This window comes from Pseudomonas sp. AC016 (genome assembly GCF_979253365.1).
Window position 1 is genome coordinate 2,926,149 of record NZ_CEEDCC010000001.1, and the last position, 12,344, is coordinate 2,938,492.

Here is a 12,344-nt window from a genome sequence, read left to right on the forward strand (position 1 = left end):
CATCATGTCGCGTCAAATCCGTCTTCTGCGACGCCTGCTGCTGGGTGTTGCGGTGTTGTGCACCTGTTGGCAGGTCGCGCTGGCCACGCCGACACATGCCTTGACTGTCTACGGCGAGGCACCGAAATACCCGGCCGGCTTCAAGCACTTCGATTACGTCAACCCGGACGCCCCCAAGGGCGGAACGCTGACCCGGTCAGCCGAAGAAATCGGTCAGTTCAATTACCTCAATCCTTACGTCGATCAAGGCATCGGTGTCGTACAGCTCGACACGTGGGTCTACTCGCCGCTGGCCTATCGCTCGCTCGACGAGCCTTACACCGTCTACGGGCTGATCGCCGAAAAAATGGAAGTGGACCCGGACGGTCTGTGGGTCCGGTTTTACCTCAACCCCAAGGCGCGCTTCGACGACGGCCAGCCGGTCACAGCAGAGGACGTGCGCTACACCTACGAGCTGATGACCACCAAGGCCAGCTTCAGCTATCGCCCGATGTTCGCCGACGTGAAGGACGTGACCATCGAAGGGCCGCTGCAGATACGCTTCAACTTCAAGAACAACCTCAACCGCATGCTGGCCCTCGACATCGCCAGCCTGCACATTTTGCCGAAGCACTGGTGGAAAGACCGGGACTTCGCCAACGGCGGCGGTTTCGAGCCACCGCTGGGCAACGGGCCGTACCGCGTCGCCAAGGTCGACGCCGGACGCAGCGTGGTCTTCGAACGGGTCAAGGACTGGTGGGGCAAGGACTTGCCGGTCAGCCGTGGCCTGTACAACTTCGACACCCTGACTGTGAATTTCTACGGCGACACGGAAATCGCCCGCCAGCTGCTGCAGGCCGGGGCATTCGATTACAACCGGGAGTACTCCTCGGCGGGCTTTACCGTCGGCTACAGCGGCCCGGCCATCGACGACGGGCGCTTGCAGAAAAACATCCTGGCCACCCAGCGCCCGGTCGCCGCACAGGGCTTTGTGTTCAATCTGGACAACCCGATTTTCAAGGACCGTCGCGTGCGGCAGGCGCTGTCGATGCTGTGGGATTTCGACTGGATCAACCGCCGGGTGATGCGTAATTTCTATGTGCGCCAGCAGAGCTACTTTCCGAAAAGCGAAATGTCCGCGACCCAATTGCCGGACGAAGCCGAGCTGAAGATTCTCGAGCCTTTGCGGGGTCAGGTGCCGGACGAGGTGTTCACTCAGGTCTACCAGCCGCCGAAGACCGACGGCAACGGCTACATCCGCGATAAACAGGTACAGGCCCTCAAGCTGCTGGCCGAAGCCGGATGGCACCCGAAAGACAACAAACTGGTCAACGCCGCAGGCGAGCCGATGGTGTTCAGCTTTCTCGACGGCCAGGGCGGTTTTGATCGCCTGATTCTGCCGTTCAAACGCACGCTGGCGCAGATCGGGATTACGCTGGATTTCCTGCGCATCGACTCCGCGCAATACATCAACCGACTCAACGCCCGGGACTACGACATGATCGTGGTCACCTTTCCCAAGAGCGGCAATCCGCTGATCTCGCCGGGCCGTGACCTCTACAACCTGTACGGCTCGCAGAGCGCCACCGAAGTCGGCAGTTCCAACGCCATGGTGCTGCGCAACCCGGCCGTGGACACCCTGATCGACGGGCTGGTGGCCGCCAACAGCCGCAACGACATGGTGCACTACGCCCGTGCGCTGGATCGGGTGTTGCAGTGGGGTTACTACATGATCCCCAACTATTTCTCCAAGGGCACGCCGCTGGTGTACGCCAACCGTTTCGGCAGGCCCGACACCGCGCCCATCTACGACGTCGGCCTGGAAACCTGGTGGCAGATCAGCCCGACCGCGCTGACCAACGCCCAGGCTGCTGCGCTCGGCAGCAAGACCACCGCTGCGAAGGAGCATTGAGATGCTGGCTTACGTAATCCGACGCCTGCTGCTGATCATTCCTACGCTACTGGCCATTCTGATTGTGAATTTTCTGATCGTGCAGGCTGCCCCCGGCGGGCCGGTGGAACAGGCCATCGCACGGATTCAGGGTTTCAGCCCCAACGGCGTCGGTGGAGGCGGCGGCGAAGTGGCCTCCAGCGGTACTGCCAGCCGCAGCACGCGCGGTCTGGACCCGGCGCTGATCGAGTCGATCAAGGAGCATTACGGTTTCGACAAACCGATGCATGAACGCCTGTGGCTGATGCTCAAGAACTACGCACAACTGGACTTCGGCAACAGCTTCTTTCGCGGCGCGCCGGTGACGGAGCTGATCGCGCAGAAACTGCCGGTGTCGCTGTCGCTCGGGTTATGGGCGACGTTGATCACCTACCTGATCTCCATTCCGCTGGGCATTCGCAAGGCAGTACGGCACGGCAGCGCCTTCGATGTGTGGAGCAGCACGCTGGTGATCATCGGCTACGCCACGCCTGCATTCCTGTTCGCGATTCTGTTGATCGTGGTGTTTGCCGGTGGCAGCTACCTGAGCTGGTTTCCGGCGCAGGGCCTGTTCTCGGAAAACTTCGACAGCCTCGGCACCTGGGGCAAGGTGAAGGACTACCTGTGGCACCTGGTGCTGCCCGTCACATCGCTGGTGATCGGCGGCTTCGCGACACTGACCATCCTGACCAAGAACAGCTTTCTCAACGAGATCAGCCGCCAGTACGTGGTCACGGCGCGGGCCAAGGGCCTGACGGAACATCGCGTGCTGTACGGCCACGTGTTCCGCAACGCCATGCTGCTGGTGATTGCCGGTATTCCGCAGGCGCTGATCGAGGTGTTCTTCGCCGGTTCGCTGCTGATCGAAACCATCTTCGGCCTCGACGGGCTGGGCCGCATGAGCTACGAGGCGGCGGTGTCGCGGGACTACCCCGTGGTGTTCGGCACGCTGTTCCTGTTCACCCTGTTCGGCCTGCTGATCAAACTGGTGGGCGACCTGTGCTACATGCTGGTCGATCCGCGCATCGATTTTTCCGCGAGGAGCGCCTGATGTTCGAGTTCTCTCCCCAGAGCCAGCGACGCATGGCGCTGTTCAAGGCCAACCGGCGCGGCTGGTGGTCGTTGTGGATCTTCGTCGGTCTGATGCTGGTGTGCCTGTGCGGCGAGCTGATCGCCAATGACAAGCCGTTGCTGCTCAGCTATGACGGCGAGCTGTATTACCCGGCGTTTCACACCTACATGGAAACCGATTTCGGCGGCGAGCTGCCCTTCGAACCGGATTATTCCAGCGACTATGTGCGCCAACTGATCACCGCGAAGGACGGCTGGATGATGTTCGCGCTGATCCCGTTCAGCTACGACACCATCAACTACGACCTGGAAGCGCCCTCGCCCAGCCCGCCCGATGGCCATAACTGGCTGGGCACCGACGAACAGGCGCGCGATGTGCTGGCGCGGGTGCTGTTCGGGGCGAGGATTTCGATTCTGTTCGCGCTGCTGCTGACGGCGATCAGCACGGTGATCGGGGTCTGTGCCGGGGCGATTCAGGGGTATTACGGCGGCATGACCGACCTGATCGGCCAGCGCATTCAGGAAATCTGGTCGGGCCTGCCGGTGCTGTACCTGCTGATCATTCTGTCGGGCTTCGTGTCGCCGAATTTCTGGTGGCTGCTGGGGATCATGGCGCTGTTTTCATGGTTGTCGCTGGTGGACGTGGTGCGCGCCGAGTTCCTGCGCGGCCGCAATCTGGAATACGTCAAAGCGGCCCGCGCATTGGGTCTGACCGATGCCGCGCTGATGTGGCGACACATCCTGCCCAACGCCATGACCAGCACGCTCACCTACCTGCCGTTCATCGTGACGGGTTCCATCGCCACCCTTACCGCGCTGGATTTTCTCGGCTTCGGCATGCCAGCAGGCAGCGCTTCGCTGGGCGAGCTGATTGGCGAAGCCAAGCGCAATCTGCAGGCGCCGTGGCTGGGCCTGACTGCCTTCGTCGCGCTGGCGCTGATTCTGTCCCTGTTGGTGTTCATCGGCGAAGCCTGCCGTGACGCGTTCGATCCCCGGAGCTGACATGCACGACAACCTGATTGAAATACGCGATCTGCGAGTCGCCTTCAACGGCCACGAAGTGGTGCATGGCGTCAGCCTCGACATCCGGCGTGGCGAATGCCTGGCGCTGGTGGGCGAATCCGGCTCGGGCAAGTCGGTGACGGCGCATTCGATCCTGCGTCTGTTGCCGGGCAAGACGGTCAGCACCCAGGGCTCGATTCGTTATGACGGGCTGGATCTGGTCAGCGCCAGCGACAAGCAATTGCGCAGCCTGCGCGGAAACCGGGTGGCGATGATCTTCCAGGAGCCCATGAGTTCGCTGAACCCGCTGCACACGGTGCAAAAGCAGATTGGCGAAATCCTCGTGACCCACAAGGGCCTGAAGGGCAAAGCCGCCTTGAATCGTACCCTTGAGCTGCTGGAACTGGTGGGCATCCGGGATCCGCTGTCGCGCCTCAACGCCTATCCGCATCAACTGTCCGGCGGGCAACGCCAGCGCATCATGATCGCCATGGCGCTGGCCAACGAGCCTGATCTGTTGATCGCCGACGAACCGACCACAGCGCTGGACGTGACGGTGCAGGTGAAAATCCTCGAACTGCTCAAGTCCCTGCAACAGCGGCTGAACATGTCGCTGCTGCTGATCAGCCATGACCTCAATCTGGTGCGTCGCATCGCACAGCGGGTTTGTGTGATGCGCGAGGGCGAGATCGTCGAACAGGCTGACTGCGAGACGCTGTTCAATAGCCCGCAGCATCCGTACAGCCAGTTGCTGATCAACGCCGAGCCCGATGGCGAGCCGGTGCCCTCGACGCATACCAACACGCTGCTGTCGGTGCTGGACCTGAAGGTCTGGTTTCCGTTGGCGAAATCCTGGTTCAAGCGCGAGCAGCAGTTTGTGAAGGCGGTGGATGGCGTGAGTTTCGAACTGCTCAAGGGCAAGACACTGGGCATCGTTGGCGAGTCGGGTTCGGGCAAGTCCACGCTGGGTCAGGCCATTCTGCGACTGGTCGACTCCGAAGGCAGTATCCGTTTCGGCACCAAGGAACTGAGCCTGCACAGCCAGCACTTGATGCGTCCGCTGCGTCGCCAGTTGCAGGTGGTGTTTCAGGACCCGTTCGGCAGCCTGAGCCCGCGCATGACGGTGGCGCAGATTATCGCTGAGGGATTGGTCACGCATGGTATTGGCACAGCCAAAGAACGTGAGGAAACCGTGATCCGAGTGCTGGGCGAAGTCGGGCTGGACCCGGCCAGTCGGCATCGTTACCCGCATGAATTTTCCGGAGGGCAACGCCAGCGCATTTCCATTGCCCGTGCGCTGGTGCTCGAACCTGATCTGATCCTGCTGGACGAACCGACCTCGGCGCTCGACCGCACCGTGCAGAAACAGATCGTCGCACTGCTGCGAGACCTGCAGATTCGTCACGGCCTGACCTATCTGTTCATCAGCCACGACTTGGCAGTGGTACACGCGCTGGCGCACGATCTGATCGTGATCAAGGACGGCAAAGTGGTCGAGCAAGGCCCGTCGAGGGAGATTTTCGCCGCGCCACAGCAGCCCTACACCCAGGAACTGCTGCGCTCGTCGGGGCTGGTGTTTGGTTGAACTGCACCGCAACCGTGGGAGGCGGCTTGCCGGCGATGGCGTCAGGTCAGAAGAAGCGCTGAAGTCTGCATCTGCCGCCTCGACCCGTGACGCTCTGCGTCACATTCAAGAGCGGACGCGGAGCGTCCTGAGAGGCATTCCCACGCGGAGCGTAGGAACGATCATCAGTGACTGAACTGACGCCATCGCCAGCAAGCCGCCTTCCACTGTTCGGAGTGCGACCAACGCCGCCCATCACTTCACATTGATGGTGATCTTCTTCGACTCGACGCTCGGGTTCAGCGGGATGTGGCTCTTGTCACCGACCAGCAGTTGCAGGGTGTGCTGGCCCGGCGGCAGGTTCACTTCGGTTTCGGTCTGGCCCTTGCCGAAATGGCGGATGTTGTCAGTCATCGGCAATGGCGTATCCATCGCAGGCTGGTCTTTCACGTCGATCAGCAGGTGGTGGTGCCCGGTCTCGGGGACGTCCACACCGGCAGGCGCAACGCCCATGCCTTTCAAGCCAAACTGCACTTTGAAGGGCGAGGTGACGGTCTCGCCATCCTTCGGCGAGATGATGTAGACCTCGGCACCCGGCGCCGATGCGGTGCGCGGGATGTCAGCGGCGCTGACCAGCATCGAAGCGCCCAGCAGAACGCTTGCAACGACAGCTCCAGAAAATAGCGACTTCATGATGTCTCCAGACGTGATCGACGTAATGTCGGGCCGTGCAACGATAGCCCGAGCCGCGTAAAAACAGCTGAACGACTTGATGAAAGTGTTTTCATGAATTCGGGCAAGACCTAAGGAAAAACCTCGTCGCCACGGCGCCTGAACCAGCCGGTCAGTGACAGCCTGTCCCGGGTTGCGGGCAGCACTTCATGGGGAATCTCGCCGGAGAGAAACACAACCAGACAACCGCCCGTAGGCTGCACGTCATACGCCACCTCGTCCTTGAGGTACATGCGCAACTGACCGCCATGTTCCGGCAGCCAGGCATTGTTGAGGTACAGCACCGCCGACACCATGCGTTTGTCGTCATCACGGAAGCGGTCCACGTGGCGCAGATAGAAAGCGCCGGGCGGATACTGGGCGAAATGGCTTTCGTAATCCTCAAGGCCCAGAAACAGACCGCGGTTGAGTGCCTGGCGCAGGCTGTCCATCAGTTCCAGATAACGGTCGCAGCAGTCTGCCTGACCTGCCTCCAGCCACTGGATCCGGTCACCGCGAATCCCCTCGCGCACTTCATGCGCAAGCCCCCGGCCTATACCGGCGGGCTCCAGTTCACCTTCGGCAGCGCGCTTGCGGCACTCTTGTTCGAGTTCGAGGGTCAGACTGTCGGGCAGGAAAATATTCTGCTGCGACCAGCCGTTTGCGGCCAGGTCGTCGACGATTCGTAGCAGCAGCGGGTGATCGGAGGGTATGCGCATGCGGCGCATCATATCCATAAGCCCTGAAATCCGACAGAGGCGCGTATGTGGCGCGTCATATGCGGTAGATTTCGCTGCGCAAGGGCAGTGATAACTCGACAAGTCCCCGGTAACACCCGGAGAATAGCGACCTGCCGACAGGAGTCCCTAATGCGCCGTTTGTTTGTTTTGTTGTTGATGTTGTGCACTGCGCCTGCGTGGGCAGACAGCTATGACCAGTTGTACAAGGCTGCAGGCTGGCCGGACCAGCGCGCGCACTTCAACGATGCCTTGAAAGCTGCGCAACAGCGCTACCGGGATAACCTGCCACCTGCGGTTTTTCAGGCACTGGTCAATAACAGCAATCAGCGTTTTGCACCGCAGGCCATGGATCAGCGTGCCGCACGACGCCTGCGTGAAGCGCTGAAGGACCCCAACCCCTCGCTGCAATTCTTCCAGTCGCCACTGGGCCGCAAGATCGTCAACGCCGAACTGACCGCGACCCGCGCCGATCAACTGGCCAAACACGCCGACGGACTGCCGCACATTGAAGCCGACGCGACCCGCCAACTGTTGATCGGCCATCTGGCACAAGCGCTGCCCGCCAAACAGGCCGGTGCCGAAGTCAGCCTCGCCATCGCCGGTGTAGCTGCCGACAGCCTTAGCCAGATGATTCCCGGCCTGTTGGGCGGAGGTCAGGCGCAAGGCATGCTCGAAGGCCAGCGCGAGCGCCTGATGGCGCAGATCAGTGCCGACCTGAACAACACGCTGCTGTACGTCTATCGCGAGCTGTCGGACCCGGAGCTGGAAGAGTTTTCGACCTTCGCCGAATCACCGGAAGGTCAGGCGTACTATCAGGCGGCGCTCGCCGCGATCCGCGCAGGACTTGCGGTCGGGCAAAGTACGTCGAGTTTGAATCCCAGTCAGTAATTGATACAGAAGGAGCTGTTATGTCGGACTTTTATAAATACTTCAAAGAAAACATGGATGCCTTGAATCTGCCAGCACCTGACGCCCTGTTCGGTTCGGTGACGACGGCCGTCAGTACTGCGACGACAATATTGGGCACGCTGGAGAAGCTCGGGCGTGGTGCGACGATGGGTGAGATTATCGGCGCTACCACAAAGCTGGAGGCGCTTTCGGTTATTGCATCGGTCGCGGCTGCTTTCTACGTGGGCGCTGTGATCGGTAGCATTGCCGTTGCAACCGGGAGAACGATTTCAGGCGGAACATCGCTGTCTGACGTATTGTTCACCGCTCAGAAATACAACCTGAAGCCGGACTGGCTGTCCCACTACCTGAGCGCTTATCCAGGGATCTACAACCCTTCGGCACCAGGTCGAGACGGCTACAAACATCGGTTGGCGTTCGTATGAAGGACTCAATCGCATTGCTCGCTACTGCGGTGGTCATGGCAGTCCTGGCATGGCTATTCTGGGCGGGACTGGGCGAGGACGCTTTTGGCGCACTCAGCGCGGTGATGATGGTCATTCTGGCGGTCGACAACTTCCGTCTACGCCGTCAGGTCAAAGCCTTGATCACAGGCGCGACTCAGAAACGCTAACGCAACCGCTCCGCCAGAAAATCGAAGTACCGTGCGCGCAACTCTGGCAGTTCGTTGGCCAGGTGATGGCGAGCGGGGCCGAGCATGAGGATCTGCGGTTCGCTGAATTTGTCCTTCAGAACGCTCAGGTTGTGCAGCCAGTCCACCGTCATGTCCGCCTCACCCTGAATGATCAACGGGCTGCGTGTGCTGCGTGGCGCGCTTTCGATGCGCACGATCCATTGCGCCAGCGCACCGACCCAGGCGGTCGGCAGTCGATTGGGCTGCAACGGGTCGGCCAGCAGGAACGGCAGGAACGCCGGGGCGTTGGAGTTTTCGGTGAAACGTCGGGCGATGCCGGTCACGAAGGGCTTGAGCAGGTAATAACTGAGCCGCGACCAGCCCCAGGCACGCGGGCGCACCAGTGGCGACAGCAGAATCACCTGTCCTTGCGCTGGGCTGTCGGCACCCTGATTGAGCAAATGATCGATCACGATGGCACCGCCGGTGCTCTGGCCACACAGGTGCCAGGGCTGCGGCAGTCTGAGGGCTTGTGCTTCCAGCAGCAGTTGCTGCAGCACGGCCTGATATTCCGCAAAGTCGTTGATGCTTGCGCGGCTGCCGCTGGAAAGCCCGTGCCCCGGCAGGTCGCAGGAAATCACCGCAAAGCCCTGCCCCAGCGCCCACTCGATCACGTGACGGTACAGGCCCATGTGGTCATAGAAACCGTGGAACAGAAACAGCGTCGCGACGGCATTCTCGGGAATCCACACCTGTCCGACGATCTCGTACCCCGCCACATCCAGCCGCCCGAGCCAGCTGCGAATGACGTTCTCCCCGCCCAGACCGCCCAGTCCATAGAAGCGCTGGTACGCCTGTCCATCCGGCGAAAGCGGATCGATGAGGCCGAGCGGCAACAGGCTGGCACGCAGATTATCGGGGTCGAACGTTACGGACATGGGCCTTCCAGATTCGGGCAAGCGCCGCGAGAAAATGATGCAGGGATAGTCTTCTGTCTGCCTGGACATGACAAGCCAGACCGACACAGTCAAACGTCTTTCACAAAACTCACGCATTGTATCTGCCTGGTATCTTCACTACCCAGTCCTGAGCCAAAACGGTAGCCTTCATCCCCGCAATACGCCACCCATTGAGGACCCGGATGAAACGCAGCCTGATCGCCCTTGCCATCATCGTCGCCATCGTTGCCAGTGGCGCAGGCTGGTACATCCACAGCAAACAGCCGGTGCGCGAGGGCGAGATTGCCATGAGCCGTCTGCAGGGGCCGGTCAGTGTGCGCTACGACGAACGCGGTGTGCCGCATATACGCGCCGAAAACGAAGCGGATCTGTACCGCACCCTGGGTTATGTCCAGGCTCAGGACCGGTTGTTCCAGATGGAAATGATAAGGCGTCTGGCGCGTGGCGAACTGGCCGAAATCCTGGGTCCGAATCTGATCGAGACCGACAAACTGTTCCGCAGCCTGCGCATCCGTGATCACGCGGCGGCCTATGTGGCACGTCAGGACAAGAACACGCCGATGTGGAAGGCCCTTGAAGCCTATCTCGACGGTATCAATCAGTATCAGGACACCCACGCAAGGCCGATGGAGTCCGACGCACTGGGCATCCCCAAGCGGCCGTTCAGCGCTGAAGACACGCTCAGCATCGGCGGCTATCTCGCCTACAGTTTTGCTTCGGCATTGCGTACCGAACCCTTGATGACCTATGTGCGCGACCAGTTGGGCCCGCAGTACCTTAAGGTTTTCGATCTGGACTGGCACCCGAACGGCATGCTGGACCAGAAACCCGCGCTGACCGGCGCGGACTGGAAAGGCCTTGGCGCGCTGGCGAAACTGAGCAATGAAGCATTTGAACAGGCCGGCCTGCCGCAATTCGAAGGCAGCAATGCCTGGGCGATTTCCGGCAGCCGCACGCAAAGCGGCAAACCCATTCTGGCGGGCGACCCGCACATCCGCTTCTCGGTGCCTGCCGCCTGGTACGAGGCGCAGCTGTCAGCACCGGGCTTTGAGCTGTATGGGCATTTTCAGCCGCTGAACCCGTTCGCGTTTCTGGGCCACAACATGGACTTTGGCTGGAGCCTGACCATGTTCCAGAACGACGACATGGACCTGATCGCCGAGAAGACCAATCCTGAAAACCCCAATCAGGTCTGGTATCACGGTCAGTGGGTCGAGATGACCCGCACCGAACAGCAAATTGCGGTCAAGGGCCAGGCGCCTGTCACGCTGAGCCTTCTGGAGTCGCCGCACGGCCCTGTCGTCAATGACGCGATGGGCAAGAATGCAGGACAGGTGCCCATCGCCATGTGGTGGTCGTTCCTGGTGTCGGACAACCCGGTGCTGGACGGTTTCTATGAGGCCAACCGCGCCGACACGCGAGAGAAGATGCGCAGCGCGGCCGAGAAGATCCAGGCGCCCGGCCTGAACATCGTCTGGGCCAATGCCAAGGGTGACATCGGCTGGTGGGCAACGGCGCAATTGCCGATCCGGCCGGAAGGCGTCAACCCGACCTATATCCTCGATGGCAGCACGGCGCAGGCCGACAAACTGGGTTTTTACCCCTTCAGCGCCAACCCGCAGGAAGAGAATCCGGCACGTGGCTACATCGTGTCGGCCAACTTCCAGCCGCTCTCGCCCACCGGGATGCAGATTCCGGGTTACTACAACCCGCCTGAGCGTGGCCAACAGCTTGACCGTCAGCTGAGCGACGCCTCGGTCAAGTGGGATGTGGAGGCCAACAAGAAACTGCAACTGGGTACACGGACTGATTACGCGCCGAGCATCCTCCGGCCGCTGATTCCGGTGCTGCGCAAAGTCGTCAGCGACCCCGAGGAACTTGCTTTGGTGGAGCGGATGGCCAGTTGGAACGGCGAGTATTCGCTGGACTCGGTGGGTGCGACGCTGTTCAACCAGTTCCTGTTCGACATCACTGAAGAAACCTTCCACGATGAACTGGGCGATGACCTGTTCCAGACGCTACTGACGACACGCTCGCTGGACATGGCCCTGCCGCGTCTGGCCGCCGATGCCGACTCGCCCTGGTGGAACAACCGCAACTCACCTCACGAAGAAAGCCGCGCCAACACCGTCAAGGTTGCGTGGCGCGCCAGCGTTTCGCACCTCAAATCCCTGTATGGCAACAACCCGGACGAATGGGTCTGGGGCAGAGCGCACACATTGACCCATGGACATCCATTGGGCTCGCAGAAGCCATTGGATAAAGTGCTGAACGTTGGCCCTTACCCAGCGCCGGGTACGCATGAAGTGCCGAACAACCTGTCAGCCAGCATTCGCCCTGCGCCGTGGCCCGTGAACTACGGCCCCTCGACCCGCCGCATCATCGACTTCGCCGACCCGGCCAACAGCCTGGGCATCAACCCCGTCGGCCAGAGCGGCGTACCGTTCGACAAGCACTACTCGGATCAGGCCAAGGCCTACATCAATGGCGAGTACATGAAACAGCACTTCAGCGAACAGGACGTGGTCGAGCACACCGAAGGGGTGTTGAGGTTCGTGCCGGGGCAGTGAGCGAGGACAGTGATCGTGCTCGTCGTTATACACAAGTCCGCCTCGATACTGATCGTGCCCATCAGAGCGTGGGCATGCATCCCGTGACGCTCTGCGTCACAAATGGCACAGACTGAGGATTCAGTTAGCCGAGCGCATGACGTGGATAACGCTGAAGCCTGGGCACACATCTGCTCCACATTCGAGAGCGGACGCGGAGCGTCCTGGGCGGCATTCCCACGCGGAGCGTGAGGAACGATCATTGCGCGATATTGATCGTGCCAATGCTCCGCGTTGGCATGCATCCCGTGACGCTC

At 61.0% G+C, this 12,344-nt stretch carries 11 protein-coding genes; 8 read left to right on the forward strand and 3 right to left on the reverse strand.

The features are described 5' to 3' along the window. Window positions 1–4 precede the first annotated feature (4 nt). The 4 genes from AC0IXS_RS13240 to AC0IXS_RS13255 are packed head-to-tail and all read left to right on the forward strand — an operon-like array spanning window position 5 to window position 5,567. On the forward strand, window positions 5–1,891 hold the full coding sequence (locus AC0IXS_RS13240; protein ID WP_043306715.1) for an extracellular solute-binding protein: 1,887 nt from the start codon (window positions 5–7) through the stop codon (window positions 1,889–1,891). A gap of 1 nt (window position 1,892) precedes the next feature. Next, a complete protein-coding gene (locus AC0IXS_RS13245; RefSeq protein ID WP_004880477.1) occupies window positions 1,893–2,960 on the forward strand; it encodes a microcin C ABC transporter permease YejB in 1,068 nt (355 codons plus the stop codon). Next, window positions 2,960–3,982 carry an ABC transporter permease gene (locus tag AC0IXS_RS13250; protein ID WP_471824850.1) on the forward strand — a complete coding sequence of 341 codons (1,023 nt, stop codon included), beginning with the start codon at window positions 2,960–2,962 and terminating at the stop codon, window positions 3,980–3,982. The genes AC0IXS_RS13245 and AC0IXS_RS13250 overlap by 1 nt, the downstream gene beginning before the upstream one ends. A gap of 1 nt (window position 3,983) precedes the next feature. Further along, a complete protein-coding gene (locus AC0IXS_RS13255; protein WP_122690870.1) occupies window positions 3,984–5,567 on the forward strand; it encodes an ABC transporter ATP-binding protein in 1,584 nt (527 codons plus the stop codon). A gap of 234 nt (window positions 5,568–5,801) precedes the next feature. On the opposite strand, the gene AC0IXS_RS13260 is transcribed toward AC0IXS_RS13255, so the two are convergent. Further along, entirely contained in the window at window positions 5,802–6,239 is a 438-nt protein-coding gene (locus AC0IXS_RS13260) for a DUF4399 domain-containing protein (protein WP_029244427.1), read from the reverse strand. 110 nt (window positions 6,240–6,349) lie between these two features. After that, window positions 6,350–6,985, reverse strand: a complete 636-nt coding sequence (locus AC0IXS_RS13265; RefSeq protein ID WP_032650564.1) for a 2OG-Fe(II) oxygenase — start codon at window positions 6,983–6,985, stop codon at window positions 6,350–6,352. A gap of 141 nt (window positions 6,986–7,126) precedes the next feature. Between AC0IXS_RS13265 and AC0IXS_RS13270 the strand changes: the two genes are divergently transcribed. The 3 genes from AC0IXS_RS13270 to AC0IXS_RS13280 are packed head-to-tail and all read left to right on the forward strand — an operon-like array spanning window position 7,127 to window position 8,519. Further along, entirely contained in the window at window positions 7,127–7,885 is a 759-nt protein-coding gene (locus tag AC0IXS_RS13270; protein WP_122667914.1) for a DUF2059 domain-containing protein, read from the forward strand. Window positions 7,886–7,905: 20 nt separating this feature from the next. Next, a complete protein-coding gene (locus AC0IXS_RS13275; protein ID WP_057410367.1) occupies window positions 7,906–8,331 on the forward strand; it encodes a hypothetical protein in 426 nt (141 codons plus the stop codon). Beyond that, window positions 8,328–8,519, forward strand: a complete 192-nt coding sequence (locus AC0IXS_RS13280; RefSeq protein ID WP_122667915.1) for a hypothetical protein — start codon at window positions 8,328–8,330, stop codon at window positions 8,517–8,519. Before AC0IXS_RS13275 ends, AC0IXS_RS13280 begins: the two co-directional genes overlap by 4 nt. On the opposite strand, the gene bipL is transcribed toward AC0IXS_RS13280, so the two are convergent. Next, on the reverse strand, window positions 8,516–9,457 hold the full coding sequence (gene bipL / locus AC0IXS_RS13285) for a phospholipase BipL (protein ID WP_122667916.1): 942 nt from the start codon (window positions 9,455–9,457) through the stop codon (window positions 8,516–8,518). The two genes, AC0IXS_RS13280 and bipL, sit on opposite strands and share 4 nt — an antisense overlap. Before the next feature lie 203 nt (window positions 9,458–9,660). On the opposite strand from bipL, the gene AC0IXS_RS13290 reads away from it, so the two are divergent. Continuing rightward, a complete protein-coding gene (locus AC0IXS_RS13290; RefSeq protein WP_471824854.1) occupies window positions 9,661–12,048 on the forward strand; it encodes a penicillin acylase family protein in 2,388 nt (795 codons plus the stop codon). Window positions 12,049–12,344 lie beyond the last annotated feature (296 nt).

What these genes read in the sequence shown, in the direction of transcription:
- AC0IXS_RS13240 (WP_043306715.1), top strand. Translation starts at nt 5, where the DNA reads ATGTCGCGTCAAATCCGTCTTCTGCGACGCCTGCTGCTGGGTGTTGCG.
- AC0IXS_RS13245 (WP_004880477.1), top strand. Translation starts at nt 1,893, where the DNA reads ATGCTGGCTTACGTAATCCGACGCCTGCTGCTGATCATTCCTACGCTA.
- AC0IXS_RS13250 (WP_471824850.1), top strand. Translation starts at nt 2,960, where the DNA reads ATGTTCGAGTTCTCTCCCCAGAGCCAGCGACGCATGGCGCTGTTCAAG.
- AC0IXS_RS13255 (WP_122690870.1), top strand. Translation starts at nt 3,984, where the DNA reads ATGCACGACAACCTGATTGAAATACGCGATCTGCGAGTCGCCTTCAAC.
- AC0IXS_RS13260 (WP_029244427.1), bottom strand. Translation starts at nt 6,239, where the DNA reads ATGAAGTCGCTATTTTCTGGAGCTGTCGTTGCAAGCGTTCTGCTGGGC.
- AC0IXS_RS13265 (WP_032650564.1), bottom strand. Translation starts at nt 6,985, where the DNA reads ATGCGCCGCATGCGCATACCCTCCGATCACCCGCTGCTGCTACGAATC.
- AC0IXS_RS13270 (WP_122667914.1), top strand. Translation starts at nt 7,127, where the DNA reads ATGCGCCGTTTGTTTGTTTTGTTGTTGATGTTGTGCACTGCGCCTGCG.
- AC0IXS_RS13275 (WP_057410367.1), top strand. Translation starts at nt 7,906, where the DNA reads ATGTCGGACTTTTATAAATACTTCAAAGAAAACATGGATGCCTTGAAT.
- AC0IXS_RS13280 (WP_122667915.1), top strand. Translation starts at nt 8,328, where the DNA reads ATGAAGGACTCAATCGCATTGCTCGCTACTGCGGTGGTCATGGCAGTC.
- bipL (WP_122667916.1), bottom strand. Translation starts at nt 9,457, where the DNA reads ATGTCCGTAACGTTCGACCCCGATAATCTGCGTGCCAGCCTGTTGCCG.
- AC0IXS_RS13290 (WP_471824854.1), top strand. Translation starts at nt 9,661, where the DNA reads ATGAAACGCAGCCTGATCGCCCTTGCCATCATCGTCGCCATCGTTGCC.